The 24,680-nt window shown below is 68.6% G+C and carries 28 protein-coding genes and 1 pseudogene; 5 read left to right on the top strand and 24 right to left on the bottom strand.

Features of this window, described 5'->3' with window-relative positions:
* Positions 1 to 226 precede the first annotated feature (226 nt).
* Both AP234_RS28320 and AP234_RS39290 read right to left on the bottom strand, forming a co-directional pair.
* Positions 227 to 2,767 (bottom strand): beta-N-acetylhexosaminidase, encoded by a 2,541-nt coding sequence (locus AP234_RS28320; RefSeq protein ID WP_055482807.1) that lies wholly within the window; start codon positions 2,765 to 2,767, stop codon positions 227 to 229.
* A gap of 175 nt (positions 2,768 to 2,942) precedes the next feature.
* Positions 2,943 to 3,068 (bottom strand): hypothetical protein, encoded by a 126-nt coding sequence (locus AP234_RS39290; protein ID WP_268778089.1) that lies wholly within the window; start codon positions 3,066 to 3,068, stop codon positions 2,943 to 2,945.
* A 224-nt stretch (positions 3,069 to 3,292) separates the two neighbouring features.
* On the opposite strand from AP234_RS39290, the gene lysS reads away from it, so the two are divergent.
* Both lysS and AP234_RS28310 read left to right on the top strand, forming a co-directional pair.
* Positions 3,293 to 4,990: a lysine--tRNA ligase gene (lysS, locus tag AP234_RS28315; protein WP_055482806.1), complete on the top strand. Its 1,698-nt coding sequence runs from the start codon at positions 3,293 to 3,295 to the stop codon at positions 4,988 to 4,990.
* A 33-nt stretch (positions 4,991 to 5,023) separates the two neighbouring features.
* Positions 5,024 to 5,854 (top strand): phosphoribosylaminoimidazolesuccinocarboxamide synthase, encoded by an 831-nt coding sequence (locus tag AP234_RS28310; RefSeq protein ID WP_055482805.1) that lies wholly within the window; start codon positions 5,024 to 5,026, stop codon positions 5,852 to 5,854.
* A 219-nt stretch (positions 5,855 to 6,073) separates the two neighbouring features.
* Here the strand turns inward: AP234_RS28310 and glmM are convergent.
* From glmM to rplM, 3 genes and pseudogenes are all read right to left on the bottom strand, one after another.
* A pseudogene (gene glmM / locus AP234_RS28305) lies at positions 6,074 to 7,420 on the bottom strand (phosphoglucosamine mutase); the annotation flags it as partial.
* 77 nt (positions 7,421 to 7,497) lie between these two features.
* Positions 7,498 to 8,019 carry a 30S ribosomal protein S9 gene (gene rpsI / locus AP234_RS28300; protein WP_055482804.1) on the bottom strand — a complete coding sequence of 174 codons (522 nt, stop codon included), beginning with the start codon at positions 8,017 to 8,019 and terminating at the stop codon, positions 7,498 to 7,500.
* Positions 8,020 to 8,049: 30 nt separating this feature from the next.
* Positions 8,050 to 8,493, bottom strand: coding sequence for a 50S ribosomal protein L13 (gene rplM / locus AP234_RS28295; protein WP_055482803.1), 444 nt, complete (start codon positions 8,491 to 8,493; stop codon positions 8,050 to 8,052).
* Between the two features lie 378 nt (positions 8,494 to 8,871).
* Here rplM and AP234_RS28290 point away from each other — a divergent pair, with 378 nt between their 5' ends.
* From AP234_RS28290 to AP234_RS37415, 3 genes are all read left to right on the top strand, one after another.
* Positions 8,872 to 9,600, top strand: a complete 729-nt coding sequence (locus tag AP234_RS28290; RefSeq protein WP_055482802.1) for a CAP domain-containing protein — start codon at positions 8,872 to 8,874, stop codon at positions 9,598 to 9,600.
* Between the two features lie 40 nt (positions 9,601 to 9,640).
* Complete coding sequence (locus tag AP234_RS28285) at positions 9,641 to 10,753, top strand: hypothetical protein (protein WP_152990655.1); 1,113 nt, start codon at positions 9,641 to 9,643, stop codon at positions 10,751 to 10,753.
* 120 nt (positions 10,754 to 10,873) lie between these two features.
* A complete protein-coding gene (locus AP234_RS37415; RefSeq protein ID WP_160330501.1) occupies positions 10,874 to 12,856 on the top strand; it encodes a hypothetical protein in 1,983 nt (660 codons plus the stop codon).
* A 15-nt stretch (positions 12,857 to 12,871) separates the two neighbouring features.
* On the opposite strand, the gene truA is transcribed toward AP234_RS37415, so the two are convergent.
* The 19 genes from truA to AP234_RS28185 all read right to left on the bottom strand — a co-directional run bounded on the left by truA (position 12,872) and on the right by AP234_RS28185 (position 24,673).
* A complete protein-coding gene (gene truA / locus AP234_RS28275; protein ID WP_055482799.1) occupies positions 12,872 to 13,774 on the bottom strand; it encodes a tRNA pseudouridine(38-40) synthase TruA in 903 nt (300 codons plus the stop codon).
* Between the two features lie 90 nt (positions 13,775 to 13,864).
* On the bottom strand, positions 13,865 to 14,410 hold the full coding sequence (rplQ, locus tag AP234_RS28270) for a 50S ribosomal protein L17 (RefSeq protein WP_055482798.1): 546 nt from the start codon (positions 14,408 to 14,410) through the stop codon (positions 13,865 to 13,867).
* A 141-nt stretch (positions 14,411 to 14,551) separates the two neighbouring features.
* Entirely contained in the window at positions 14,552 to 15,568 is a 1,017-nt protein-coding gene (locus AP234_RS28265) for a DNA-directed RNA polymerase subunit alpha (protein WP_055482797.1), read from the bottom strand.
* Between the two features lie 129 nt (positions 15,569 to 15,697).
* Entirely contained in the window at positions 15,698 to 16,324 is a 627-nt protein-coding gene (gene rpsD, locus AP234_RS28260) for a 30S ribosomal protein S4 (protein WP_055482796.1), read from the bottom strand.
* Positions 16,325 to 16,344: 20 nt separating this feature from the next.
* A complete protein-coding gene (gene rpsK / locus AP234_RS28255) occupies positions 16,345 to 16,749 on the bottom strand; it encodes a 30S ribosomal protein S11 (protein WP_020542285.1) in 405 nt (134 codons plus the stop codon).
* A 35-nt stretch (positions 16,750 to 16,784) separates the two neighbouring features.
* Positions 16,785 to 17,165, bottom strand: a complete 381-nt coding sequence (gene rpsM, locus AP234_RS28250; RefSeq protein WP_055482795.1) for a 30S ribosomal protein S13 — start codon at positions 17,163 to 17,165, stop codon at positions 16,785 to 16,787.
* A gap of 214 nt (positions 17,166 to 17,379) precedes the next feature.
* The gene (rpmJ, locus tag AP234_RS28245; protein WP_003956441.1) at positions 17,380 to 17,493 is read right to left on the bottom strand and encodes a 50S ribosomal protein L36; all 114 of its coding nucleotides are present in this window, start codon (positions 17,491 to 17,493) and stop codon (positions 17,380 to 17,382) included.
* A 39-nt stretch (positions 17,494 to 17,532) separates the two neighbouring features.
* A complete protein-coding gene (gene infA, locus AP234_RS28240; RefSeq protein ID WP_030508344.1) occupies positions 17,533 to 17,754 on the bottom strand; it encodes a translation initiation factor IF-1 in 222 nt (73 codons plus the stop codon).
* Positions 17,755 to 17,964: 210 nt separating this feature from the next.
* Entirely contained in the window at positions 17,965 to 18,402 is a 438-nt protein-coding gene (locus AP234_RS28235) for a DUF1707 SHOCT-like domain-containing protein (protein WP_055482794.1), read from the bottom strand.
* Positions 18,403 to 18,488: 86 nt separating this feature from the next.
* A complete protein-coding gene (gene map / locus AP234_RS28230; protein ID WP_055482793.1) occupies positions 18,489 to 19,304 on the bottom strand; it encodes a type I methionyl aminopeptidase in 816 nt (271 codons plus the stop codon).
* Positions 19,305 to 19,388: 84 nt separating this feature from the next.
* Entirely contained in the window at positions 19,389 to 20,042 is a 654-nt protein-coding gene (locus tag AP234_RS28225) for an adenylate kinase (RefSeq protein ID WP_055482792.1), read from the bottom strand.
* Entirely contained in the window at positions 20,042 to 21,349 is a 1,308-nt protein-coding gene (gene secY / locus AP234_RS28220; protein ID WP_055482791.1) for a preprotein translocase subunit SecY, read from the bottom strand. The genes AP234_RS28225 and secY overlap by 1 nt, the downstream gene beginning before the upstream one ends.
* A gap of 193 nt (positions 21,350 to 21,542) precedes the next feature.
* On the bottom strand, positions 21,543 to 21,998 hold the full coding sequence (gene rplO, locus AP234_RS28215) for a 50S ribosomal protein L15 (protein WP_055482790.1): 456 nt from the start codon (positions 21,996 to 21,998) through the stop codon (positions 21,543 to 21,545).
* A 2-nt stretch (positions 21,999 to 22,000) separates the two neighbouring features.
* Positions 22,001 to 22,183, bottom strand: coding sequence for a 50S ribosomal protein L30 (gene rpmD / locus AP234_RS28210; protein ID WP_055482789.1), 183 nt, complete (start codon positions 22,181 to 22,183; stop codon positions 22,001 to 22,003).
* Positions 22,184 to 22,185: 2 nt separating this feature from the next.
* Positions 22,186 to 22,818, bottom strand: a complete 633-nt coding sequence (gene rpsE, locus AP234_RS28205; protein ID WP_055482788.1) for a 30S ribosomal protein S5 — start codon at positions 22,816 to 22,818, stop codon at positions 22,186 to 22,188.
* Positions 22,819 to 22,861: 43 nt separating this feature from the next.
* Positions 22,862 to 23,245, bottom strand: coding sequence for a 50S ribosomal protein L18 (rplR, locus tag AP234_RS28200; protein ID WP_055482787.1), 384 nt, complete (start codon positions 23,243 to 23,245; stop codon positions 22,862 to 22,864).
* Between the two features lie 2 nt (positions 23,246 to 23,247).
* Positions 23,248 to 23,790 carry a 50S ribosomal protein L6 gene (gene rplF / locus AP234_RS28195; RefSeq protein WP_055482786.1) on the bottom strand — a complete coding sequence of 181 codons (543 nt, stop codon included), beginning with the start codon at positions 23,788 to 23,790 and terminating at the stop codon, positions 23,248 to 23,250.
* A gap of 19 nt (positions 23,791 to 23,809) precedes the next feature.
* A complete protein-coding gene (gene rpsH / locus AP234_RS28190) occupies positions 23,810 to 24,208 on the bottom strand; it encodes a 30S ribosomal protein S8 (protein WP_055482785.1) in 399 nt (132 codons plus the stop codon).
* Between the two features lie 279 nt (positions 24,209 to 24,487).
* Positions 24,488 to 24,673, bottom strand: a complete 186-nt coding sequence (locus AP234_RS28185) for a type Z 30S ribosomal protein S14 (RefSeq protein ID WP_055482784.1) — start codon at positions 24,671 to 24,673, stop codon at positions 24,488 to 24,490.
* Positions 24,674 to 24,680 lie beyond the last annotated feature (7 nt).

Here is a 24,680-nt window from a genome sequence, read left to right as displayed (position 1 = left end):
GGCCCACCCACCTGCGCGATCACTCTCCATGATCTTGCAGAAACTCGCACACATGGCCATTGACCAGGACGGACACCATTCGTGATCTTGCAGTGCAAGATCACGAATGGTGAAACGCCTGACAGTCGCGGTCACAAGCGAGTTTCTTCAAGATCACGACAGGTGCTATCGCAGGTCGGGGGCCATCCCTGCGAGTTTTCGCAAGATCAAGCGCAGAGGGTGGGGGTCAGAGATCGGCACACTGGCCGGTCTTCGGACCGAGCACCGTGTTGGGCCTTCCGTCGTTGTCCGGTGCCGGGGAGTTGCCGCTGCACGACAGCGGACCGCCGACACGGTTGCCGGCGACGATCGGCGCCGTCGGCCCCGTGTTGTCCTTCAGCCGGACCGGGCCGTGCAGGGTCGCGCCGTCGATCGTCGTCCGGCCCGTCGTGCCGGTGACCGTCACCGAGCCGTGGACCGTCACCGGGCCGCAGTCGCCGTTCCGGTTGCCCACCCAGACCCGCGATCCGCCGGTCAGGGAGAGCGGGCCGGACACGGTGGTGTCGCACAGCAGCACATCGACGGCCCCGGACGCCGTCATCGGGCCGGTCAGCCGGGAACGGGACGCGTACAGTCCGGCGCCGGCCCGCACCACGACGGGACCGGAGATCGTCGCGCCGTCCAGGCACGTCACCCCCGAGGAGACGGTCAACGGGCCGCTCCGGCTCCCGGCGACCGTCAGCGTGCACGAGGGCGCACCGGTCGCCGTGACGTCGAAGCTCGCGGCGACCGAGTCGCCGCCGTCCGCCGACACCGTCACCTTCGCCGGGTAGCGGCCGCTGCCGCGGTAGGTGTGGTCGCCGCTGATCGTGTAAAGACCGTTGGCGGTCTGGCCGGTGGCCTCGGTGCCGGTCACCGTGCCCTTCGAGGCGGTGCCGTCGCCCCAGTCGATCACGGCCGACAGCTCGTCGAGCGCCCGGCCGGGAGCGGCGAGGGTGGCCAGCGCGCCGGAGATCTCGTTCCGGTCGTCGAGCGCCCTGTCTCCGGCGAGGAGGTCGAGGCGCCACGGCACCTGGGTGGAGGGGTAGAAGTTCTGGCCCTTCACCTGCCAGCGTCCGCCCTGGGCCGCTTCGCGTACCTTGAACGAGTCCAGGGTGCGATCGGGGTGATCGGGGCCGGGCTTCGGTGACCAACCGATCTCCGCTACGGCGGTGAGGCGGGGGAAGGCCATGAACTCGATCTGGGCGAGATTCTTGATCGTCTCCGTCCACAGCGGCGCCTCGACGCCGACGATGTCGGCATCGGTGACGGCCGGCAGCGTGGCGCCGCCGACCGTGCGCTCCGGGACCAGCGTGCTCGGCTCCCAGTCGTAGAAGACGTCGTTGTCGCAGACACAGGCCCAGGTGGTGCCGAGCGGCGTGTCGCGGTTGTACTTCATGTCCAGATAGGTCTTGTTGGCCGGGGACATGACGATCTTCATGCCCTTCTGGACCGCCGTGCGCGCCGAGTCGCCACCCGCGCCGGCCGGGGCGACCCCCCAGTACTGCACGACGCCCTCCGGCAGCTCCGGGTCCGACCCGAACGGCGCCACGCCGATCTCGTTCCAGCCCATCGCGGTCTTCCCCTGGACCTTGACGATCTTCGAGGCGCGGGTGACGAAGTCCCGATACTGGTCGTGGGACAGCAGCGCGGTGGAGACCTCGTCACCGCCGATGTGGAAGTACGGCCCCGGCGTCAGCGCGGACAACTGCTCGATCACGTCCGTGACGATCTGCCAGGTGAGCGGGCTCTCCGGACACAGCGCGCTGTAGTTGACCTGGTTGCTGAGGTTCCAGACCGGCGGTTTCCTGTTGCTGCAGTTGACGCTCGGGTCGTAGATCACGCCCCCCTTGTACGCCTGCGCCTCCGCTGAGGCGTACGACATGATGATCGCGTTGGTGTGCCCAGGCAGGTCGATCTCCGGCACGATCGTGACGAAGCGCGAAGCCGCGTACTCCACGAGATCGACGTAGTCGTCCCTGGTCCAGTAGCCGCCCGGGTCGGCGTTCTCGGCGCCGTCGCCCGGCCTGCTCGTGCCTCCCGAGTACTGTCCGCCGATGTCGGTGAGTTCGGGGCGGCCCTCGATCGCGATGCGGAAGCCCTGGTCATCGCTGAGATGCAGGTGAAGCGTGTTCACCTTGTACGCCGCGATCTCGTCGATATACGCCTTGACCACGGAAACCGGCTCGTAATGCCGGCCGATGTCGAGCATCGCGCCCCGGTAGGCGTAGCGCGGATGGTCGGAGATCCGCACCCCGGGGACGCGCCAGACGGCCGGCTGTGGCGTCCTGCTCTCGATCCAGACCGGGAACAGCTGCCGCAGCGACTGCACACCGTTGAACAGGCCGTGCCCGTTGGCCGCGACGATCTCGACTCCGCGGCGGGTGACCTCCAGCCGGTAGCCCTCGGCCTCCGGAACGCCGGGATCACCCACGACCAGGGAGATGTCGCCGATCGCGGCGGCGTCGCGCGAAACCGGCAGGGCGTAGCCCGTCGAGGGGCGCAGAATCTCCGCCAGCCGGTCGGCGACGGCGACGGCCGCTTCGTCGTTCACCACGATGCGGGCGTCCTCGCCGAGGGTGAAGTCATCCCCGGCCGATTCCGTCAGCGAAACCGGGAGCGGGACGAGCCGGGGTGCGGCGGGCCCCTCGGAAACGCCGACGGACACGCCGGTCGGGACGCCGCTCGGGGCGCTGCCGTCCACCGTGGCGCCGGTCAACGACGCGGTGAGCAGCACGCCGGCCGTCACCGCTGAGATCGTACGGGCCCGGGACCATCTCCTCGGGTCGCGGCTCCTCCACCGCTCCCACCTGGCGGCCGAGGCGGATAAGAACGAAATGCTCAAGTCAACTCCTTGACTCGCATACCTCGTGCTGTGATCCGGCCGCCTCGGGCGATGTCCGCCCGTCCCAGAAACAGACCTGCTACCAGTACTCCTCGACGCCCTCCCGCTCGGTCGGCTCTGACGGGCCGGTCCGGCCCGCGTACGGACACCGATCGCGGACGCGGCGGTGGAACGCGCGCGTCATCTGATCATCGCTGCGCAGCATCACCTAGATGGCGGGACAAATCAACGAATCGGGGATCTGACCCGGGACTCGTTACGAGAGCGTGACCCTGTCGGCCGCCATCCGGTCAAGTGGCCTGCAAACCCCCGGAGACCGGCGCCCCGGCCGCACTGGAAAGTCGCGGCGCGAAAGACGACTACGCTATGGGATTGATTCCGGGGCGTCACAGCGGATACGCCTGGTTGTCGAGGAAGGACACGCCGACAGTGGCTCGTAGCATCGAGGCCGACTGGGTCTCTCGTTTCGCGGATGAGGTCATCGCCGAAGCGGAGCGGCGTGCACCGGGCAAAACGATCGTCTGTGCGTCCGGGCTGAGCCCGTCCGGGCCGATCCACCTGGGCAACCTCCGTGAGGTCATGACCCCGCACCTGGTCGCCGACGAGATCCGGCGCCGGGGCCACGACTGCGAGCACATCATCTCCTGGGATGACTTCGACCGGTTCCGCAAGGTCCCCGCGGGCATCGACGAGGCCTGGAACGAGCACATCGGCAAGCCGCTGACCTCGGTGCCGGCTCCTCCCGGAAGCATCTATCCGAACTGGGCGGAACACTTCAAGGCGGCCATGGCCGCCGCGCTGGCCGAGCTGGGCGTCGAATACCGGGGCATCAGCCAGACCCAGATGTACACCTCCGGCGCCTATCGGGAGCAGATCCTCCTCGCGATGCGCGAGCGTGCCAGGATCGACGCGATCCTCGCCCAATATCGGACCAAGCCCAAGGCGACCAAGGTGATCACGGACGCCGACGAGGCCGCCGCGATGGAAGGGTCGGGCGCGGCCGGGGAGGACGACGGCTCGGCGGCGACCGGCTACTTCCCCTACAAGCCGTACTGCTCGGTCTGCGACCGCGACCTGACCACGGTCACGTCCTACGACGACGACACCACCGCGCTGTCCTACACCTGCGTCTGCGGGCACGCCGAGACCGTGCTGCTGTCCGAGCACGACCGCGGCAAGCTGGTGTGGAAGGTCGACTGGCCGATGCGCTGGGCCTACGAGGGCGTCGTGTTCGAGCCCTCCGGGGTCGACCACAGCTCCCCCGGGTCGTCGTTCGTCGTCGGCGGTCAGATCATCCGGGACGTCTTCAAGGCCGACCAGCCCATCGGGCCGATGTACGCCTTCGTCGGCATCTCCGGCATGGCCAAGATGAGCAGCTCGAGGGGCGGCGTGCCGACCCCGGGAGACGCGCTGCAGATCATGGAGCCGCCGCTGCTCCGCTGGATGTACGCCCGCCGCCGGCCGAACCAGTCCTTCAAGATCGCTTTCGATCAGGAGGTCCAGCGGATGTACGACGAGTGGGACTCACTCGTCAGGAAGGTCACGGAAGGTACGGCACAGCCGGCCGACATCGCGGCCTACCAGCGCTCGATCGGCACCGCCGCCGGCCCGCTCCCGACCACGCCGCGGCCGCTGCCGTACCGGACCCTGGCCTCGATCGTGGACATCACCACCGGCGACGAAGAGCAGACCCTGCGCATTCTGCGCGACCTGGACCCGGACAACCCGGTGACCTCCCTGGACGAGGTCCGGCCCCGGCTCGACCGCGCCGAACGGTGGATCACCACGCAGGTCCCGGCCGAGCAGCGCACCCAGGTCCGGGAGAACCCCGATGTCGATCTGCTGAACTCGCTGAGCGAGACCGAGCGCGAGTCGCTGCGCATCCTGCTGGGCGGCCTCGCCGAGCACTGGTCGCTCGACGGCCTGACCACGCTCGTGTACGGCGTGCCGAAGATCCAGGCGGGCCTCACCCCCGACGCCAAGCCCACCCCCGAGCTGAAGACCGCGCAGCGCGAGTTCTTCGCCCTGCTCTACAGGCTGCTCGTGGGCCGCGACACCGGGCCCCGGCTGCCGACCCTGCTGCTCGCCGTCGGCGCCGACCGCGTACGCAAGCTGCTCACCATCTGACGACCCAGACGCTTCGGAAGAGCGGGAACCACAGTGAAGCTGATCCACTCGGGCAAGGTCCGGGACGTTTACGAGGACCGCGGGGACGTCATCCTCGTCGCGTCGGACCGGGTGTCCGTCTATGACGTGATCCTGCCCACGCCCATCCCGGACAAGGGCAAGGTGCTCACGCGGCTCTCACTGTGGTGGTTCGAGCAGCTCGCGGACATCGTGCCGAACCACGTCATCTCCGCCACGGACGTGCCGGAGGAGTTCGCCGGCCGGGCCGTACGGTGCCGCAGGCTGGACATGATCCCGGTCGAGTGCATCGCCCGCGGCTACCTCGCCGGCATGGGACTGAAGGAGTACGAACGCGACGGCTCGGTGTCGGGCGTGCCGCTGCCGGCGGGGCTCCTGGAGGGGTCGCGGCTCCCCGAGCCGATCTTCACTCCCACCACCAAGGCCCAGCTCGGAGCGCACGACGAGTTCATCACGTTCGACGACGTGATGACCCAGGAAGGCTCGGACGTCGCCGCGGAGCTGCGCCGGATCACGCTGGAGATCTACCGGCGTGGCGCGGAGATCGCCCGCGAACGCGGGGTCATCATCGCGGACACCAAGCTGGAGTTCGGCCGGGACGCCGACGGCAGGCTCGTGCTCGGAGACGAGGTCCTCACCCCCGACTCCTCGCGGTTCTGGCCGCTGGACGACTGGAAGCCGGGCGGCTCGCAGTTCGCGTTCGACAAGCAGTACGTCCGCGACTGGGCGACCGGCACCGGCTGGGACAAGACCTCACCGGCCCCGGAGGTCCCGCAGGAGGTCGTCGACGTGACCCGAGCCCGCTACATCGAGGCGTACGAACGCATCACCGGACAATCCTGGTAAGAACACTGAGGGCCGTCCGGATCACCGGACGGCCCTCGATGGGTCTGTGATCACCGCACTAAGGAGTGTTGAAAAAGTGCTGCCCGTCGCGAGCGCGGGCCCAGATGGATGCATCGCAAGGCGGAGGAGGAGCCCGTAGCGGAGCTACGGGCGACGACGACAACGCAGCGAGGCGCCATCTGGACCGTGCGTAGCAGGGCATGACTTTTGAAACACGACCTAGCCGCAGACCGTACGGACGACCTCGGCGAGGTGGTTCGCGACGGAGGCGGCCCGCTCGTGCGACTCGGCCTCGACCATGACCCGGATGATCGGCTCGGTCCCGCTCGGCCGGAGCAGCACCCGGCCGGCGTCGCCCAGCGCCGCCTCGGCCTTCTCCACGGCGATGCGCAGCTCGGGCGCCGCCGCCTTCGACTTCGTCACGTCGCGGACGTTGATCAGCACCTGCGGCAGCTTGGTCATCACCGTGGCCAGCTCGGCCAGGGAACGCCCCGACCTCGCCACCTCGGCGATCAGATGGAGCGAGGTCAGCAGGCCGTCACCGGTGGTGGCGTGATCAAGCATGATCACGTGGCCCGACTGTTCCCCGCCCAGGTTGTAGCCGCCCTTCTGCATGGCCTCCAGGACGTACCGGTCGCCCACCGCGGTCTCCACCGTCGCCAGACCGGCGTTCCGCAGCGCGATCTTGAAACCGAGATTGGACATCACGGTGGCGACGACGGTGTCACCGGCCAGGCGGCCGTCGGCATGCATGGCCAGGGCCAGGATCGCCATGATCTGGTCGCCGTCGATCTCCTCACCCGCACCGGTCACCGCAAGGCACCGGTCCGCGTCTCCGTCGTAGGCGACCCCCAGATCGGCGCCGCGCTCGACGACGACCTCCTTCAGGGCGTCCAGGTGGGTGGAGCCCGCCCCGTCGTTGATGTTCAGGCCGTCCGGGGCGGCCCCGATGGTCTCGACCTCGGCGCCCGCGCGCAGCAGCGCCTCGGGAGCGACCATGTGGGCGGCGCCGTGTGCGCAGTCGACGACGACGCGCAACCCGTCGAGGCGGTGCGGCAGGGTGGTCAGCAGGTGCGAGACGTATCGATCCGCCTCGCCGTACGCGTCCCGGACCCGGCCGACGGACGAACCGATCGGGCGGTCCCACTTCTCCCCGAGCCGCCGTTCGATCTCGTTCTCGACCGCGTCGGGCAGCTTGTAGCCACCCCGGGTGAAGAACTTGATCCCGTTGTCGGGCGCGGGGTTGTGCGAGGCGGAGAGCATGACGCCGAGGTCGGCTCCCAGCGCTGAGGTGAGATACGCGACCGCCGGGGTGGGCAGCACGCCCAGCCGGAGCACGTCCACGCCGGACGACGCGAGGCCGGCGACCACGGCGGCCTCGAGGAATTCCCCCGAGGCTCGCGGGTCCCGGCCTACGACGGCGATCGGGCGGCCGCGCCGCCCGACGCTGGCGTGGAACGCACCGGCATCACCGAGGACGTGCGCCGCTGCCACGGACAGATCCATGGTCAGCTCGGCCGTGAGGTCGCGACCCGCGACCCCACGTACCCCGTCGGTGCCGAAGAGGCGACCCCTGTAGGAGTCGCTCTCGGACTCCGAAGAACTTCCGCAGGAGTCGCCTGCTGGCTCCTGAGACACCACTACTAGCGCTTGCTGTACTGCGGAGCCTTACGGGCCTTCTTGAGACCGTACTTCTTCCGCTCCGTGGCGCGGGCGTCACGGGTGAGGAAGCCGGCCTTCTTCAGCGGCGGGCGGTTGACCTCGACGTCCAGCAGGGCGAGCGCGCGGGACAGCCCCATGCGCAGCGCGCCGGCCTGGCCGGTCACGCCGCCGCCGTCGATGCGGGCGATGACGTCGAAGGCACCCTCGGCGCCGAGCACGACGAACGGCTCGTTGACGATCTGCTGGTGGACCTTGTTCGGGAAGTAGGCGTCGAGAGAACGCCCGTTGATCGTCCACTTTCCGGTGCCCGGCACGATCCGGACCCGGGCGATGGCCTGCTTGCGGCGGCCGGTGCCGTACGAGTTGCCGGTGGTGATGGGCTGGCGGACGGCGGCGTCGCCGGCGGGAGCGGACTCAGTGGTGTACTCGGAGGGGTACTCCTCCGTGGAAAGGTCTTCCTGCTCGCCCTCGACGAGCGTCTCGATACCGGTGGGCTCGGCCACGGTTCTCCTCTAACTTTCCTGGCTCGGCGATTACTGGGCGATCTGGGTGATCTGGTACGGCACCGGCTGCTGGGCCTGGTGCGGGTGCTCGGGGCCGGCGTAGACCTTGAGCTTCTTCGCCATCTTCCGGCCGAGCGAGTTCTTGGGCAGCATGCCGCGGACGGCCTTCTCGACGGCCCGGTCCGGACGCTTCTCCATGAGCTCGCCGTAGGTGACGGAGCGGAGACCGCCGGGGTAGCCCGAGTGGCGGTAGGCCTTCTTCTGCTGGAGCTTGTTGCCGGACAGGGCGATCTTGTCGGCGTTGACGACGATGACGAAGTCACCGGTGTCGACATGCGGAGCGAAGATCGGCTTGTGCTTGCCACGGAGCAGGGTCGCTACCTGACTGGCCAGCCGGCCGAGCACGACGTCGGTGGCGTCGATGACGTACCACTGACGCTCGACGTCGTTGGGCTTCGGTGAGAACGTGCGCACGGCAGTGCTGCCTTCTGTCGGGATGTGAACACTCGGTAGGTTGCGCAGGCACGGCACAGCACAACCTCCGTCTCCACATGTACGGGAGAAGACGCCGGACGCGCCGTGCACCGGTCCGCGCGGGCAGACCGATCCACACACAACGAACTAGCAGATTACCGATCCCGCGGCCCCCGGTCAAAACAGGCCGCCGCCCGTCTCCCGGGCGCGAAGACTACTCCGCAGATACGGCCTGCCGCACGGCCACCTGCCGAACGTTCTCAAATCCATATCTCACGCCACTACCTCCCCATCCGCCAGATCCCTATATTTGACTGCGGTATGTGGCAGACCCCTCACAACCGGCATACCCAACGGATGCCCCCGCGCGGCACTCTTTTGGGTCTGCTCGCATGCTCGACGGCGATCCTGCTGATCGGCGTCGTCATCGGCCGGGCCACCTCACCTGGTGAAGACATCGACGACGTCTACCTGCGCAACCAGGCCCCCTCCCCCACTCCGGCGAAGAGCGCGCAGGACTCCTCCCCCCGCAGAGACCGTCCGCCGCTGGACCACGTGCTGCGCACCGACACCCCCAAACCCGCCAAGACCTCATCGCCTCCCCGTCCGCGCCCGCGCCGGCCCTCCAACATGATCGACGGATCGAACGGCGACAGCCCGCAGTGGAGCACGTTCGGGCCCGGGAGCACCGGCGAGACGATCGACGGCCGCATCAGGCCGGACGCCTTCCCCTCACTGGAACGGGAGGTCGTGCGGCTGGTCAACGCCGAACGCGCCAGGCGTGGCTGTGCAGCGCTGCGGATGGACCGCCGCCTGGTCAGGTCGGCCCGCGCCCACTCCGCCGAGATGGCGGCGGCCAACCATTTCGCCCACTCCTCCCCGGACGGCTCCACGCCCTGGGACCGCATGGCCGCCGCCGGATACACCAACAGCGGCGCGGAGATCATCGCTCGCGGCTACCAGACCGCACAGGAGGTCGTACGCGGCTGGATGGCCGACCGCCGGGACCGTGCGACCCTACTCAACTGCCGTCTGGTGGCAACCGGCGTCGGCGTGAACATGGGACCCGGCGGCCCCTGGTGGACCGAGGACTTCGGTTATTCCTGACCGTTCCTCTCGTATCCGGATGGCCGACTAATCTCGGGGCATGGGTTACCCCGGCGACCAGCAACCGCCCCGCCAGCCGCCTCCATCGCCTTTCACGCCCCCACCCGGAAGGCGAGGCTCATCCCCCTACGGCAACGCCTCCCCCTACGGCGACACCGCCCAACGGCCGTACGGCGACAGGCCGTACGACCCCGTCGAATCGCCGCATGCCGCGCCGTCTTATGAGAACCCCTACGGGAATCCGTATGGGAATCCCCTCGATCAGCCGGAGAATCCGGGCGGGGAACCCTCGCGAGCACGGCGTGAGGAGATCGCGGAGGGCTCGCCGTACGCCGGCCTGCGTCGGGACCGGACCGGCCAGACCGGGGAGACGGCCGCCGTGCCACCGGCAGCGGAGCCCCCGCGCCCGGAGACCGCATGGGATCCGTACGCGCCGGCTCCCCTGTGGCGCCGGCCCATCGTGCTGGGCGGCGCCCTGCTCGCCATGATCGGCGCGCTCTTCCTCGGTCTGTGGGTCGCCGCGCGCAGCGAGAAGCCGCCGCCGCCACGTGTCCACCCGACGCCGACCACCGTCGTGCCCGAGACGCCCAAGGGCAAGTACGGCTATGCCGGCTCGCGCACCACGGACAAGATGCCGCTGACGATCAAGGAGATCTTCGGCGCGAAGAAGTTCGCCAAGAGCGGCCGCTCCTACGTCATGACCGTGCGGCGCAAGGAGAAGAGCTGCGACGACGGGGTCACCGGCGAGAGCATCAAGAAGGCCCTGAAGGCGGGCAGATGCACCCAGCTCATCCGGGCGAGCTTCGCCGGCGCCAAGGGCACGATCATCGGAACGGTCGGCGTGGCCAACCTCAGGACCTCGGCCCATGCCAAGAAGGTCACCTCGGCGGGAGGCGGGGGCGAGCGCAAGGACTACCTCAAACCGCTGCCGGGCACCGACGACGCCACCAAGCAACTGGGCGGCGCCGGAGAGGCCTACGCGGGCGGCTGGGCGTACGGACACTACGCCGTGCTGCTGTGGTTCCAGTTCAAGGACGGCCACAAGCCCACCAAGGCCGAGTTGAAACGGCTGTACCAGGCGGCTTCCGACATCACCGACAAGACAGTCTTCCCGGCCCTTGAGCACCGCTCGCTGACGGGACGCCGGGACTGAAAGCACCCGGTCAGGGCATCGTCGACCGCGTCGGCGCCGCGAGGCGTGCCGCCATCCGTGCCGACGCGGAAACGCCCATAGCGGCACGTCGATCTCGTCTGCGCCGATACGCTTCCGCGTATGCGTGGCCAGGATTCCGGTTCCGAGCACGAAAACGATCCGGCGTGGACTCGCCGAGAGTCGGACGCCGACGGCTCGGCGGCACCCCCCATGCCACCGCCGAGCTTCGGCCAGGCGCCGGCGGGCGAACCCGGCGTCCCGAACGAGTACGGCCCGGCCGAGCACTCCACGGCCGAGTACACCACGGCCGAGTACGGCCCGGCCGAGCACACCACGGCCGAGTACGGCCCGGCCGATGCCGCCTGGACCTACGGGCATGCCCCCGCGCCGGGATATCAGCAGGCGCACTGGCACCAGGAAGCCTGGCATCACGAACCACAGCACCACGAGATTCAGCACCACGAGATTCAGCACCACGAAGCCCGGCGCTCAGAAGTCCGGCACCCCGAGATTCAGCGGCAGAACCTCCCCGCTCTTCCGGACGGCGGGCCGCAGCCGGGCGACCCCGCGGGCCCCGGCGACACGGCGCCGGCGGACGACACGGCACGCTTCCGGGTGCCGAGCCCCGCCGACTTCCCCCAGTGGCCGCCACGCCTGCCCGGCGAGCCCGACCGGTCGTCGGCCGCCGCCCGTCCGTTCGGCGCCCCGTGGCCGCCGCCGGTCCCCCAGGAGAACGGTCAGAGCGTCAGGAGACCCGGGGAGGCGGCGCCCGCCGGGCCTCGGCACGCCCAGCTCCCGCCACCGGACGGACCGCCGCCCGGCCCGCCGGCCGATGGGGCCCAGGCGACGCCTCCCACCGCCGCGGCCGGCTCCCCGACGGCTCCCCCGCTCGGCGCCGGGCCGGGCGGCCCGGCCGACGGCGCTGACGGCGTTGCGAACGGCGTACCCGCTCCACTGGAGACGCCGGAGGAGCGGTCACCCGCGCCGCCGGACCCATCGCACGAGGCGCCGCACGAGGCGACAGATCAGAGATCCCCCCAGACACCCCCAGGACCGATGCCCGCTACCTCACCCCCCGCCGGACCCATGGCGCCCCAGCAGGGAACGCCGCCCGGCACGCCGCCACCAGGCCTTCCAACATTGGGCCCTCCCACACCAGGCCCTCCGACACCGGGCCCTCCGATACCGGGCTCCCCGGCAGCGGGCTCGACGCCGCTGGCCTTCACACCGGTGACGCCGGCCAGGGCCGGAAAGCCGTCCCCGCCGCCGGGGTTCGGACCGGCGTCCGCACCACCGTCGCAGGCGCCGTACGGCATGCCGGGCGGGCCGGGGGACGGGCGCCCGGGAGCGCCCAAGACGGGCGGCGGGGCCGGCCCCCTGCGGAAGGCGCTGCTGACCGTTGGCTCCGTGGCCGCGGTGGCCGCCATCGGCACGGCGGCCTATTTCGCCTACGCCGACCAGCCGGGCGGCTCCGCGAGCGGCGGGAGGGCCGGGGCGAGCGGCGCACCCGCCACGAACGCCGCCACCCCGGGCCCCGAGGCGACCGCCTTCCCCCAGCAGACCAACGCCGCCTCGGCGATCCTGGACTCGGAGACGACCGATCCGCGTACGCTGACCCTCTCCGAGACGTTCCCGACGCAGAAGGTCACGCTGGCCGGCCGGACCTATCGGCGGGTGAAGGTCGACATCACCGAGAAGTGCGAGCAGGCCGCCGCCGGGGCCTTCGCCAAGGCACTCGGCCAGCACCAGTGCCGGCGGGTGCTGCGCGCCACCTATGTGGACGGGAAACGGGCGTACGCCATCACGACGGGCATCGCCGTGCTCCCGTCGAAGGAGGCCGCACTCGCCGTCGACCAGGTCAAGGACCTCGACGGCAACGTCTGGTTCCGTGGCCTCGACGGCAGCGCGGCCAGCAGGGCCGACCGGGTCTCGATCTCCGGCGGCTACGCGGCGGGCATGGTGTGGGGGCGCTACATAGTGTTCAGCTACGCCACCTACGCCGACGGCCACACCCCGGACGCCAAGGACACGGTCCTCGGGCCGATCAGCGGGGCCTTCCGCGATCACACCGCCAAGGTGATCGAAAAGCGCGTCACGGGCTGAGCGGGCGTCGGCATGTCATGAGAGTGTGCGCACCCGGCGCGTCTCGATGGCGCGCCGGGCCAGCTCGTCAGCGGCCGGATAGCGCACCTCCTCCAACGTCAGGCCGTGCGCGGGCGCGACGTGCACCCCCGGATCCCGTACGGCCCGGCCCAGCACCTCTCCCGGCCACTCGACCGGCCGCCTGCCCTCTCCCACCGCCAGCAGCGACCCCACCAGGGCCCGGACCATCGAGTGGCAGAACGCGTCGGCCACGACGGTGACGAGGACGGTCCCGTCGGCTTCCCGCACCAGGTCGAGCCGCCGCAGCTCACGGATGGTGGTGGCGCCCTCGCGTCGCTTGCAGAAGGCGGCGAAGTCGTGCTCGCCCAGCAGCCGGGTGGCCGCCGCGTTCATCAGGCCGACGTCCAGCGGACGGGGGTGGCGCAGCACCTCGCGGCGGCGCAGCGGATCGACGCCCCCGGGCGCGTCGCACACGCGGTAGCCGTACCGGCGGGAAAGCGCGGAGAACCGGGCGTCGAAGCCCTCAGGAGCGGCGGAGACGGCGCGAACCCGGATATCGGGCGGCAGAACACCGGCCAGGCGCCTGATCAAGCCGGCGGTCACTTCAGCGGTCGGCGCGACGGTGTCCCCGGCCACCGTGCCCTCGGCCATGGCGCCGGAGGCGGCGGACGAGCGCGTGCCGACCGCCGCCAGCGCGGAGACGGGGACGTCCACGTGCGCCACCTGACCCCGGGCATGCACGCCGGCGTCGGTGCGTCCGGCCACGGTCAGAGAGGGCGGGTCGGCCAGCCGCAGGATCCGGCCGAGCGCGGCCTCCAGCTCGCCCTGGACGGTGCGCAGACCGGGCTGCCTGGCCCATCCGGAGAACTCGGTCCCGTCATAGCCCAGGTCCAGCCTCAGCCGCACGTCTCGATCCACGAAAGCCCTCCGCACGCGACCAGCCGTACATGAAAAAGCGGACCCGGGATCCCCCTGAGGGGAAGCCGGGTCCGCTCACCACACCTGAAATCAGGCCTTGGTCTCCCCGCTGCCCTCGGCGGGCGCGGTCTCCTCGGCGGACTCCGCCGCGGCGGCCTGCGGAGCCTCCTGAGCGGCGGCCTCCCCGGCGGGAGCCTCCTGAGCCGGGGCCTGTGCCTGCTCGGCCGGCTCGGCCACCGTCTCGGCGGGAGCCGTACGAGTGACGCTGACCGCGTTCAGCGGCTCGCTCACGAGCTCGATGACGGCCATCGGCGCGTTGTCGCCCCGACGCGGGCCGATCTTGGTGATCCGGGTGTAGCCACCGGGACGCTCGGCGAACGTCGGCGCGATCTCGGTGAAGAGGTGGTGGACGACGCTCTTGTCCCGGACGACGGTCAGCACCTGGCGCCGGTTGTGGATGTCGCCCTTCTTCGCCTTGGTGATCAGCTTCTCGGCGAGCGGGCGGAGGCGCTTGGCCTTGGCCTCGGTGGTGCGGATCCGGCCATGCTGGAACAGCTGGGTGGCGAGGTTCGCCAGGATCAGCCGCTCGTGCGCGGGGCTGCCGCCGAAACGGGTGCCCTTGGTGGGCTTGGGCATCTCATGCTCCTCATGAACAACCCGCCCCGGCCGTACGAGGTACCGGGGTCGGGCCGACCGGCGGACCGGTCGTGACTTATCATGACCGTCTCATCGGCTGAGACGGACAGTCGTGATCAGCGGATCGGCGGCCTGCGCCGATCAGTACTGCTCGGTCTCGATGAAGCCGCCGTCCTCATCGTCGAATCCGCCGCCGGCGACCGCTGTGGGGTCGAATCCGGGCGGGGAGTCTTTGAGGGCGAGGCCCATCTCGTGCAGCTTCTGCTTGACTTCCTCTATCGACTTGGCACCGAAGTTCCGGATGTCGAGGAGGTCCTGCTCGCTGCGGGCGACGAGCTCACCCACAGTGTGGATGCCCTCGCGCTTGAGGCAGTTGTAGGAGCGGACCGTGAGGTTGAGCTCCTCGATCGGCAGCGCCAGATCGGCGGCCAGGGCCGCGTCGGTCGGCGACGGGCCGATGTCGATGCCCTCGGCCTCGACGTTGAGCTCGCGGGCCAGGCCGAACAGCTCGACCAGGGTCTTGCCGGCCGAGGCCACCGCGTCGCGGGGCTTCATGGACGGCTTGGTCTCGACGTCGAGGATCAGGCGGTCGAAGTCCGTGCGCTGCTCGACACGGGTGGCCTCGACCTTGTAGGTGACCTTGAGAACCGGGGAGTAGATCGAGTCGATCGGAATCCGGCCGATCTCCTGGCCCGGCTGCTTGTTCTGCGCGGCGGAGACATAGCCGCGACCGCGCTCGACGGTCAGCTCCATCTCCAGCTTCGCCTTGCCGTTCAGCGTGGCGATGTGCAGGTCGGGGTTGTGCACCTCGACACCGGCCGGCGGCGCGATGTCGGCTGCGGTGACCTCACCGGGGCCCTGCTTGCGGAGATACATCACCACGGGCTCGTCGTGCTCCGACGAGACGACCAGCGACTTGAGGTTCAGGATGATGTCGGTGACGTCTTCCTTGACCCCCGGCACGGTCGAGAACTCGTGCAGCACGCCCTCGATGCGGATGCTGGTGACGGCCGCCCCCGGGATGGAGGACAGCAGCGTGCGCCGCAGCGAGTTGCCGATGGTGTAACCGAAGCCCGGCTCGAGCGGCTCGATGACGAACCTGGACCGGTGCTCCTCGAGCGACTCCTCCTGGAGGCTCGGGCGCTGTGCGATCAGCATGTGGGAACTCCCTGTCCCGATTACGGTGACGCCCGCTATTTGACGTCACTCGCCTACAACCATGATGCCGTACGGCTCGCCCGGAGCGGGCCGTACGGCGCCATGCGATCCCTAAACTGCGATCCCTACTTACTTCGAGTAGAGCTCGACGATCAGCTGCTCCTGGACCAGCGTGTCGATCTGCTGGCGGACCGGGAGCTGGTGCACGAGGACGCGCATCTGCTCGGCCGAGACGCCCAGCCACGCCGGGATCGTCTTGTCCCCGGCGACCGCGCGGGCCACCTCGTACGGCATCAGGTTGCGAGCCTTCTCGCGGACCTCGATGATGTCGTGCTCGCGCACCCGGTACGACGGGATGTCGACCTTCTTGCCGTTCACCAGGAAGTGACCGTGGCGCACCTGCTGGCGGGCGGCGTCGCGCGACTCGGCGAAACCGGCGCGGTAGACCACGTTGTCGAGACGGCTCTCCAGGATCTGGAGAAGGTTCTCACCGGTCTTGCCGGCCTTGCGGTTGGCTTCCTCGTAGTAGTTGTGGAACTGCTTCTCGAGGACGCCGTAGATGCGGCGGGTCTTCTGCTTCTCCCGAAGCTGGAGCTGGTACTCAGACTCCTTCGGACGGCCGCGGCCGTGCTCACCCGGCGGGTAAGGACGGATCTCGATGGGGCACTTGGCGGACTCGCACTTCTTGCCCTTGAGGAAGAGCTTGGTCTTCTCGCGGCGGCAGAGCTTGCAGTCCGGACCCGTGTAACGAGCCATTTCTTTCTATTCTCCTGAGCTCAGACGCGACGGCGCTTGGGCGGGCGGCAGCCGTTGTGCGGAACGGGGGTGACGTCCTGGATGGACCCGACCTCCAGGCCGGTGGCCTGAAGCGAACGGATCGCGGTCTCCCGGCCGGAGCCGGGACCCTTGACGAACACGTCGACCTTGCGCATGCCGTGCTCCATGGCCCGGCGAGCGGCGTTCTCGGCAGCCATCTGCGCGGCGAACGGGGTGGACTTGCGAGAGCCCTTGAACCCGACGTGACCGGCGCTGGCCCAGGAGATCACGTTCCCGTTGGGGTCGGTGATCGAAACGATGGTGTTGTTGAACGTGCTCTTGATGTGGGCGTGCCCGTGAGCGACGTTCTTCTTCTCCTTGCGGCGCACCTTCTTCGGTGCGCCCTGGCGGCTCTTCGGCGGCATTTAAGCGCTATCTCCTGGAATGGTGGCTGCTAGGACTACTTCTTGCCCGGCTTCTTCTTGCCGGCCACGGTCTTCTTCTTGCCCTTGCGGGTGCGGGCGTTCGTCTGCGTCCGCTGGCCGTGGACGGGCAGCCCCTTGCGGTGCCGGATGCCCTGGTAACAGCCGATTTCGATCTTGCGACGGATGTCGGCCTGAACCTCGCGACGGAGGTCACCCTCGATCTTGTAGTTCGCCTCGATGTAGTCACGCATCGGCACCAGCTCCGCATCGGTGAGCTGGTGAACGCGCATGTCGGGGCTGATCCCCGTCGCCTCCAGGATCTCCTGGGCACGGGTGCGGCCGATTCCGTAAATGTAGGTGAGAGCGATCTCCAGCCGCTTGTCGCGGGGGAGGTCGACGCCAACCAGGCGGGCCATGGTCGGGCATTCTCCTTCGGTGTGGCGGAGGTCCTGCGCCTCGCCTCCCCTCCCCATGCCCGGGGCGAGGGCCCCGGCCTCCGACCGGGGGTCTCCCGCGTGGTACGGCCTCCGCTACGGGAGACCGCCTGCGCGGGTGTGAGACGCGATTTCTGTTGTCCGGCCCCGGATTCCTCGGTCCGCTACGCGAGCGGACTCGGCGGGGCCGCCGCGACTAGCCCTGGCGCTGCTTGTGGCGCAGGTTGTCGCAGATCACCATGACGCGACCGTGCCGGCGGATCACCTTGCACTTGTCGCAGATCTTCTTGACGCTCGGCTTGACCTTCATAGTCCTAATTCGTTCCGCGTGGGCCCGCCCGCAGGGGACCTACTTGTACCGGTAGACGATCCGCCCACGACTCAGGTCGTAGGGACTCAGTTCGACCACAACTCGGTCGTCGGGGAGGATCCGGATGTAGTGCATCCGCATCCGTCCGCTGATGTGGGCAAGGACCTTGTGGCCATTGTCGAGCTGCACCCGGAACATCGCGTTCGGGAGCGACTCGATCACAGTGCCCTCAATCTCGATGGCGCCGTCTTTCTTGGCCATGGCCCTCGCGTTTCACTGATTGGTCGTCTGAGGCTTCGGAACACTAAGCAGCCGCGACCTTTCGGGCGCTTCCAGAGAGCAGCGGCCTGCCGGGCCGCCTTGGCGCAAAAGGTCATAGTGAACCGACAAAGGAGTGTACGACAACCCGGCGCAGAATGCGAAACGAACACACGATGTCAGGCCGAACGGGCCTCACGGGGAGGAGCCAGGCTATCGGCGACGACCCTGGTCGCCCCCGCCGAAAATCGTGCTCATGAGCAGCACGGCGCCCCACGGGCCCATCACCCACAGGGGCCACGGGTAGATCATGTCGCTGGAGCCGATGGACACGATCAGCCAGATCACCCAGTTGATGGCGCTGGCCGTCGCCCACGCGCCCCAGGCGGCCTTCAGGGCGGTCCGGCCGCGAGGGCTCGGCGGCCTCCCCGCGGTCCTGTCCAAGGCGGCAGGAAGGGTGTGCAGGTCGATCTCGGGCAGGTCTGACGTCAGCCTGGCGAGCTCGCCGTACGTCCGGCTCCCGTAGACCTGCTCCAGCCTCTCGTTGAACTCGTCGACGGTGAGCCTGCCCTCGGCCATGTGCTCACGCAGCGCGGCGGCGACCCGGTCCCGGTCGCCGTCGGAGGCCCGCATCTCCGGCGTCGCCGCCATCCCCAACTCCCGTTGATCGAGCGATAAAACCATTATCCCGCCATCCCGCGCGGACGCCCCCACCGTTCGCCGGAACGGCCGTACGGTCAGAGGCCGTCCGCGCCCGAGCCGAACCGGGAGGCGCCTCCGTCGAGAGCGGTCAGCACCAGCGGACCGTCCTCGGTCACCGCGACGCTGTGCTCGAAATGCGCCGAGGCCCTGCCGTCGAGTGTGACCACCGTCCAGTCGTCGCCGAGGACCTTCGTCCGCTCGGTCCCGAGGTTGACCATGGGCTCGACGGCGAAGCACATGCCCACCTCGAAGCGCGGCCCCCGGCCGGGCTTGCCGTGGTTGGCCACCCACGGGTCCATGTGCATCTCGGTGCCGATGCCGTGCCCGCCGTACTCGGGCGGGATCCCGTACCGACCCTGGGAGCGAACGTACTTCTCGACCCGGAAACCGATGTCCGACAGATGACCGCCCACCCGCAGGGCCGAGATGCCCCGCCACATGGCCTCCTCGGTCACTCGCATCAGCTCGGTCAGCTTCGGGTCGACCTCGCCGACCGGGACCGTGATGGCCGAGTCGCCGTGCCAGCCGTCGAGGATCGCGCCGCAGTCGATGGAGATGATGTCGCCCTCGCGCAGCTTGCGGCGATCGGTCGGGATGCCGTGGACGACCTCATCGTTCACCGAGGCGCAGATGGTCGCGGGAAAGCCCTGGTAGCCCTTGAACGACGGGATGGCGCCCTCGTCCCGGATGGCCTTCTCCGCGATGGCATCGAGATCGAGGGGGGTGAGTCCCGGTTCCACGGACGACCGGAGCAGTTCCAGCGTCCTGGCCACCACCAGGCCCGCGGCACGCATCTTGTCCAGCTGCTCCGCGGTCTTGATCTGGATTCCGTGCCGGCTCTTCTTGAACAATTCGCACCCCCTTTCATGAATTGTCCCATACAAGCTGAACGCCACTCCATGGTTCGGAGTGGCGTTCGAGCCTTTGGTAAGCAATCAGTCGGCGAACCGCCGTAGGACGGCCATGGCCCGCTGGGTTACCTCCTCGACCGGACCCGTCGCGTCCACTCCCACGAGGATGCCCTCGTCGGCGTAGAAGGCGACCAGCGGAGCCGTCTGCTCCTGATAGACCTCCAGGCGGTGCCTGATGGTCTCCTCCCGATCGTCGTCGCGCTGGAACAGCTCGCCGCCGCAGGCGTCGCAGACACCCGGCTGCGTGGGGGGATCGAACAGCTCGTGCCATACCTTGCCGCACGAGCGGCAGGTGCGCCGGCCCGCCAGCCGTCTGACGACCTCGTCGTCGTCGACGACCAGCTCCAGCACCAGGTCGAGTGCCGTGCCGAACTCGGCCAACATCTTCTTGAGCACTTCCGCCTGGGGCACGTTGCGCGGGAAGCCGTCGAGCAGGAAGCCCTCCTGCGCGTCGTCCTCTGACAGGCGGTCGCGGACCATGGCGACCGTGACCTCGTCGGGGACCAGGTCGCCGCGGTCCATGTACTCCTTGGCAAGCTTGCCGAGGGGCGTGCCCCCCGACACGTTGGCGCGGAAAATGTCACCGGTCGATATCTTCGGGATCGACAGGTGCGATGCGATGAACTGGGCCTGCGTCCCCTTGCCCGCTCCGGGGGGCCCGACCAAAACGAGGCGCACTATCTCAGGAAGCCCTCGTAGTTACGCTGCTGAAGCTGACTTTCGATCTGCTTGACCGTGTCCAGGCCCACACCAACCATGATCAGAATACTGGTCCCTCCGAACGGGAAGTTCGCGCTCGCGCCGACCGAGCCGAGCGCCACGATCGGGATCAGCGAGATGAAGCCCAGATACGGAGCGCCGGTGGCCGTGAGCCTGTTGAGCACAAAGCCCAGGTACTCGGCGGTCGGCCGACCCGGACGGATGCCCGGGATGAACCCACCGTACTTCTTCATGTTGTCCGCGACTTCAGTGGGGTTGAAGGTGATGGACACGTAGAAGTAGGTGAAGAAGATGATCAGCAGGAAGTAGGCGGCCGAGTAGACGGGGTCGTCCCCCTGGATCATGTTCTGTGCCAGCCACTCGATGACCACGTTGGGCTTCTCGGTGTTGCCCCACAGGGTGACCGCCAGCTGCGGCAGGTACAGCAGCGAGGACGCGAAGATGACCGGGATGATGCCGGCCTGGTTCACCTTCAGCGGGATGTAGGTGGAGGTCCCGCCGTACATCCGGCGGCCCACCATGCGCTTGGCGTACTGCACCGGGACGCGGCGCTGGGCCTGCTCGATGAAGACCACGAAAGCGATCATGGCGATACCGGTGATCATCACCACGGCGAACTTGAACGCGCTGACCCGGTAGATGTTGATCAGCTCGGCCGGGAAGACCGCGATGACCTGCGTGAAGATCAGGACCGACATGCCGTTGCCGACGCCGCGGTCGGTGATCAGCTCACCGAGCCACATGATCACGGCGGTGCCGGCGGTCATCACGACCACCATGGTCACGAGCGGGAAGATGTCATTGCTCAGCAGGACCGGCAGGTTGCTGTTCGGGAAGAGTTGCCCCGAGCGCGCCAGAGCGACGAAAGCAGTCGACTGGAGCACGGCGAGCCCGATGGTCAGATATCGCGTGTACTGTGTGATCTTCGCCTGGCCCGCCTGACCCTCCTTCTTGAGGGCCTCGAGACGGGGGATCACGACCACGAGCAACTGCAGGATGATGCTTGCGGTGATGTACGGCATGATGCCCAGGGCGAAGACTGAAAGTCTCAGCAGAGCGCCGCCGCTGAAGAGCTGCACCATCCCGTAGATGTTGCTTGACTCTCCGGCCTGCGCCTGCTCTAGCGCCTTGGCGACATTCTCAGAGTTGACGCCGGGCGTGGGAAGCACCGAGCCCAGCCGGAACAGCACGATGATGCCCAAGGTGAAGAGCAGCTTCTTGCGCAGGTCCGGCGTCCGGAATGCCCGGGTAATCGCGGTTAGCACGGTCCCTCCTGCGCGCCAGTGACGCGGTAATGGTCGGCGATGGGCTGGGGGGCGACCATCGACATTTCTACTTGCCAACAAGCTGGGTCGAACGGTGAGTCAACTGACTGCCCTGCGAACTCTAACGCACTACGGGCGCGGAGGCTCATAACGAACCTCCGCGCCTCGTGCACATCCTGACCAGACCTCGGTTCTAGAGCTCAGAAGTCGAACCACCGGCAGCGGTGATCTTCTCCTTGGCCGTGGCCGAGAATGCGTGCGCCTGCACGTTCAACGCCACGGAGATCTCACCGGTTCCCAGCACCTTGACGGGCTGGTTCTTGCGCACCGCACCCTTGGCGACCAGGTCGTCCAGGGTCACGGTCCCGCCTGCCGGGAACAGCTCACCGAGTCTGTCCAGGTTGACGACCTGATAGGTCGTCTTGAACAGGGCGTTGGAGAAGCCCTTCAGCTTCGGCAGCCGCCGCTGGAGGGGAATCTGGCCACCCTCGAAGCCGAGGGCGACGTTCTTACGGGCCTTGGTGCCCTTGGTGCCGCGACCGGCCGTCTTGCCCTTGGAAGCCTCGCCACGGCCCTTGCGGACCTTGGCCTTGTTGGCCCCGGGGGCGGGACGGAGGTCATGAATCTTAAGCGGAGTGTTTTCAGTCATGGCTAATCGACCTCTTCGACGTGGACGAGGTGCGCCACCGTGGCGACCATGCCCCGGATCTCCGGGCGGTCCTCCTTGACGACGACGTCGCCGATCCGCTTCAGGCCCAGCGAGCGCAGCGAGTCACGCTGGTTCTGCTTGCCACCGATCTTCGACCGGAGCTGGGTGATCTTCAGTCGGGCCATCGTCAGCTCACCGCCTTCGCCGCGGCGGCGGCCTCGGCGAGACCCTCCGCACGCGCCCTGAGCATCGCCTTGGGGGCGACGTCCTCGATCGGCAGCCCACGACGGGCGGCGATCTCCTCGGGCCTGCTGAGGTCCTTCAGAGCCCGCACGGTGGCGTGGACGATGTTGATCGGGTTCTGGGAGCCGAGCGACTTCGACAGCACGTCGTGGATCCCGGCGGCCTCCAGGACCGCGCGCACCGGACCACCCGCGATGACACCGGTACCGGGAGAGGCCGGACGCAGCAGGACGACGCCGGCGGCCTCCTCGCCCTGCACGGTGTGCGGGATCGTGCCCTGGATGCGGGGCACCTTGAAGAAGTGCTTCTTGGCCTCCTCGACGCCCTTGGCGATCGCCGCGGGCACCTCCTTGGCCTTGCCGTACCCGACCCCGACCATGCCGTTGCCGTCACCGACGACGACCAGCGCGGTGAAGCTGAAGCGCCGACCGCCCTTGACGACCTTGGCCACTCGGTTGATCTTTACGACGCGCTCGATGTACGAGACGCCCTTGTCGGCGGCGCCGCCGCGGCGATCGTCACGACGGTCCCGCCGCTCGCCACCGCCGCCTGCGCCGCGACGCGGAGCTGCAGCCATCAGTGGTTCCTCTTCTCGTTGCTCATGTCACGGGCCGGGATCATCAGAACTCCAGCCCGCCTTCACGGGCGCTGTCCGCGAGGGCGGCGATGCGCCCCGCGTAGCGGTTGCCACCACGATCGAAAACGACGGCGGTGATCCCGGCGGTCTTGGCCCGCTGAGCGAGAAGCTCGCCGACCTTCTTCGCCTTGTCGGTCTTGTCGCCCTCAGCGCCACGCAGCGAGGCGTCCATGGTGGACGCGCTCACCAGCGTGTGGCCCTTGGTGTCGTCGACGATCTGCACGAACAGGTGCCGCGACGACCGGTTGACGACGAGGCGCGGGCGCTGCTCTGTGCCGACGACCTTCTTGCGGACGCGGCGGTGGCGGCGGGCCCGCGAGACGACGCGGGCGGCCGTGTGCTTGCCGAACGCAGTCTTCCCAGCCATGCCTACTTACCAGCCTTTCCGACCTTGCGGCGGATAACTTCGCCCTGGTAGCGCACGCCCTTGCCCTTGTACGGGTCGGGCTTGCGCAGCTTCCTGATGTTCGCGGCGACCTCGCCGACCTTCTGCTTGTCGATGCCGTCCACGTGGAACAGCGTCGGCTTCTCGACGCGGAAGGTGACGCCCTCGGGGGCGTTCACGACCACCGGGTGGCTGAAGCCCAGCGCGAACTCGAGCTGGGTCGGGCCCTTGGCCTGGACGCGGTAACCCACGCCGACGATCTCCAGCGTTTTCGTGTATCCCTGCGTCACGCCCGTGACCATGTTGGCGATGAGCGTCCGGGACAGCCCGTGAAGCGCCCGCACCTTGTTCTCGTCGTTCGGGCGCGTGACGGCGATGGTGCCGTCCTCCGCCCTGGCGACCTCGATCGGCTCGACGACGGTGTGAGCGAGCGTGCCCTTGGGCCCCTTGACCTGGACATCCCGGCCGTTGATCGTGACCTCGACACCCGACGGTACGGGGATGGGCAGCCGTCCGATTCTCGACATGCTGTGGTTCCTCCCCTCGTTACCAGACGTAGGCGAGGACTTCCCCGCCCACTCCACGCTTGCCGGCCTGCTTGTCGGTCATCAGGCCGCTGGACGTCGAAATGATCGCAACGCCCAGCCCGCCCAGAACCCGGGGCAGGTTGTCCTTCCTTGCATAGACCCGCAGACCGGGCTTCGACACCCGGCGCAGGCCCGCGATCGCGCGCTCGCGGCTGGGCCCGAACTTGAGCTCAACCACGAGGTTCTTGCCGACTTTGGCGTCCTCCACGTTCCAGGCCTGGATGTAGCCCTCCTGCTGCAGGATCTCGGCGATGTGCGCCTTGATCTTGGAGTAGGGCATGCTCACGGTGTCGTGATAGGCCGAGTTCGCGTTACGCAGACGCGTCAGCATGTCTGCGATCGGGTCGGTCATCGTCATGGCCGGTGGCCCTCCTCACCGCGGTTTCCGCCCTGGTCCTCCCGCCTCGGCGGGCCCTGACACGCGCGGACCTTCGGTGTGGTCGTGGGCGCTGATGACAGCGCCCGGTTGGTTATGACTTCCCGCGGGGGGCTGGCCCCCCGCCTCCTCCCGCAAGCCCCTCAGGGCCCTCGGGAGGACAACTGACATCCGGCGGAGCGACCCCCGCCTCCCTCCGAAAGCCCCTCACGGTTCCTTCAGAAGGACCGCTGACATCCCTGGCGGGATGTCAGCGAGATGTCACCAGCTCGCCTTGGTGATGCCGGGCAGCTCACCGCGGTGCGCCATCTCACGGAAGCACACGCGGCACAGCCCGAACTTACGGTAGACAGCGCGCGGCCGGCCACAGCGGGAGCAACGAGTGTACGCCCGGACCTGGAACTTCTGCTTGCGCGCTGCCTTGACCTTCAGCGACGTCTTCGCCATGATCAGG

Origin of the sequence: Sphaerimonospora mesophila (assembly GCF_001417795.1) — a bacterium.
GTDB classification, from domain to species: domain Bacteria; phylum Actinomycetota; class Actinomycetes; order Streptosporangiales; family Streptosporangiaceae; genus Sphaerimonospora; species Sphaerimonospora mesophila.
This window is presented reverse-complemented; position numbering and strand designations above follow the sequence as displayed.

Excerpts from the sequence above, each read along its gene's own strand:
- rpsD (WP_055482796.1), bottom strand. The coding sequence starts at position 16,324 with ATGGCTCGTTACACGGGTCCGGACTGCAAGCTCTGCCGCCGCGAGAAG.
- AP234_RS28235 (WP_055482794.1), bottom strand. The coding sequence starts at position 18,402 with ATGGCGGCGACGCCGGAGATGCGGGCCTCCGACGGCGACCGGGACCGG.
- rpsE (WP_055482788.1), bottom strand. The coding sequence starts at position 22,818 with ATGGCTGCAGCTCCGCGTCGCGGCGCAGGCGGCGGTGGCGAGCGGCGG.
- AP234_RS28285 (WP_152990655.1), top strand. The coding sequence starts at position 9,641 with ATGGGTTACCCCGGCGACCAGCAACCGCCCCGCCAGCCGCCTCCATCG.
- rpsH (WP_055482785.1), bottom strand. The coding sequence starts at position 24,208 with ATGACGATGACCGACCCGATCGCAGACATGCTGACGCGTCTGCGTAAC.
- AP234_RS28185 (WP_055482784.1), bottom strand. The coding sequence starts at position 24,673 with ATGGCGAAGACGTCGCTGAAGGTCAAGGCAGCGCGCAAGCAGAAGTTC.
- rpmJ (WP_003956441.1), bottom strand. The coding sequence starts at position 17,493 with ATGAAGGTCAAGCCGAGCGTCAAGAAGATCTGCGACAAGTGCAAGGTG.
- rplF (WP_055482786.1), bottom strand. The coding sequence starts at position 23,790 with ATGTCGAGAATCGGACGGCTGCCCATCCCCGTACCGTCGGGTGTCGAG.
- rplQ (WP_055482798.1), bottom strand. The coding sequence starts at position 14,410 with ATGCCCAAGCCCACCAAGGGCACCCGTTTCGGCGGCAGCCCCGCGCAC.
- rpsM (WP_055482795.1), bottom strand. The coding sequence starts at position 17,165 with ATGGCCCGCCTGGTTGGCGTCGACCTCCCCCGCGACAAGCGGCTGGAG.
- infA (WP_030508344.1), bottom strand. The coding sequence starts at position 17,754 with ATGGCCAAGAAAGACGGCGCCATCGAGATTGAGGGCACTGTGATCGAG.
- AP234_RS39290 (WP_268778089.1), bottom strand. The coding sequence starts at position 3,068 with ATGCTGCGCAGCGATGATCAGATGACGCGCGCGTTCCACCGCCGCGTC.
- rpmD (WP_055482789.1), bottom strand. The coding sequence starts at position 22,183 with ATGGCCCGACTGAAGATCACCCAGCTCCGGTCGAAGATCGGTGGCAAG.
- AP234_RS37415 (WP_160330501.1), top strand. The coding sequence starts at position 10,874 with ATGCGTGGCCAGGATTCCGGTTCCGAGCACGAAAACGATCCGGCGTGG.
- rpsK (WP_020542285.1), bottom strand. The coding sequence starts at position 16,749 with ATGCCGCCGAAGAGCCGCCAGGGCGCACCGAAGAAGGTGCGCCGCAAG.
- rplR (WP_055482787.1), bottom strand. The coding sequence starts at position 23,245 with ATGGCTGGGAAGACTGCGTTCGGCAAGCACACGGCCGCCCGCGTCGTC.
- rplO (WP_055482790.1), bottom strand. The coding sequence starts at position 21,998 with ATGACTGAAAACACTCCGCTTAAGATTCATGACCTCCGTCCCGCCCCC.
- AP234_RS28265 (WP_055482797.1), bottom strand. The coding sequence starts at position 15,568 with ATGCTGATCGCACAGCGCCCGAGCCTCCAGGAGGAGTCGCTCGAGGAG.